The organism is Curtobacterium luteum (genome assembly GCF_001475545.1).
GTDB lineage: Bacteria > Actinomycetota > Actinomycetes > Actinomycetales > Microbacteriaceae > Curtobacterium > Curtobacterium luteum_A.
On sequence record NZ_LDQC01000125.1, the window covers coordinates 1 to 1,747 of the forward strand.

Sequence of the window (1,747 nt, forward strand, 5' to 3'; positions counted from 1 at the left end):
CAGGGCAGCCAGTACGGCCAGGTCCAGTACGGTCAGTCGAGCCAGTACGGCCAAGGCCAGTCGAGCCAGTACGGCCAGGGCCAGTACGGTCAGTCGAGCCAGTACGGCCAGGGCCAGTACGGTCAGCCGAGCCAGTACGGCCAGAACAGCCAGTACGGCCAGTACGGCCAGGGCAGCCAGTACGGCCAGGGCAGTCAGTACGGCTCCGGCCAGCAGGGGCAGTACGGCCAGCAGGACCCGTACGGCGCCCACGGCTCGGCGTACGGACAACAGAACAACCAGACCCAGGCCGGCGGACAGGACCGTCCCCGTTACGGCGAGTACGCCCAGCAGGCCGGTTCCGCCGCCGCTCCCACCTCCGGCAGCGCGTACGCGTCGGCCCAGGCCCCCGGCTCCGCGACCGGCGCTCCCGCGTCCGCCTCGTCCTTCGGTGACGTCGACGGCTCGAACCAGCGCAACGGCCACTACTTCGCCGATTCCGGCACCGCGGCACCGGTCGGGACCAAGAGCGAGGGGCGGAACCGCCTCGTCGTGCCGCTCGTCGCGGCCGCCGTCATCGCGGGTCTCGTCGGCGGCGGCGCCGGCTGGCTCGCGGGCGCGGCGACGGGTGGCAACGGCACCCCGACGAGCAGCGCCGCGCAGGGTGGCAACCTGACGGTCAACGACTACAACAACGCCACCGTCGTCACCGCCGTCGCAGCGCAGGCCACCCCGTCGGTGGTGACGATCAACGTCTCCGCGAGCAGCGAGGCCGGCACCGGCTCGGGCGTCGTGTTCAGCAAGGACGGCTACATCGTCACGAACACCCACGTGGTGACCCTCGACGGTGACAGCGGCAACGGCAAGATCACCGTCACCACCTCGGACGGCAAGATCTACGACGCGAAGCTCATCGGCACGGACCCCACGGTCGACCTCGCGGTCATCAAGATCGACGCGACGGACATGAAGCCGATCTCGTTCGCGGATTCGTCCGACCTCAACGTCGGGGACACCGCCGTCGCGATCGGTGCGCCGCTCGGCCTGTCGAACACGGTCACGGACGGCATCGTGTCGACGCTGAACCGGAGCATCCAGGTCACGTCGAGCGCCCCCAACCCCGGCGGCGACTCGAACGAAGGCGGCAACGGCAGCCAGGGCGGCCCGTTCGACTTCTGGGGCAACGGCGACAACGGGTCGAGCTCCTCGTCGAACTCGACGGTGTCGCTGCCGGTCATCCAGACCGACGCGTCGATCAACCCGGGCAACTCCGGCGGGGCGCTGCTCGACTCGAAGGGCAAGCTCATCGGCATCAACGTCGCCATCGCGTCCGCCGGCAGCAGCTCGTCGTCCGACTCGCAGTCCGGCAGCATCGGCGTCGGCTTCTCGATCCCGTCGAACCTCGTCAAGCGCGTGGCCAACGAGATCAAGGACAACGGCTCCGCGACGCACGGGCTGCTCGGCGCGGGTGTCGCGGACTCGACCGACGCCTCGAACGCCACGCAGATGGGCGCGCTCATCAAGTCGGTGACGTCCGGCGGTGCAGCGGCGAAGGCTGGTCTCAAGGCCGGCGACGTCGTCACGAAGATCGGCTCCGCCACGGTCTCCGACGCGACCGACCTCACCGCGCAGGTGCGCTTCTTCGCGGGCGGCACGAAGACCGAGATCACCTACCTCCGTGGCGGGAAGTCCTACACGACCGACGTGACCCTCGGGACGTACGACAGCAAGAGCTGACGCGACCCACTGACTGGAGGCCCGGTGCCAG

Annotated in this window: 1 protein-coding gene; it reads left to right on the top strand. The window is 69.7% G+C overall.

Annotation, left to right across the window (positions count from 1 at the left end; translation table 11 throughout):
• The coding region (locus NS184_RS16310) for a S1C family serine protease (protein ID WP_058727139.1) at positions 1 to 1,716 on the top strand (1,716 nt) is incomplete at its 5' end.
• Positions 1,717 to 1,747: the final 31 nt, after the last annotated feature.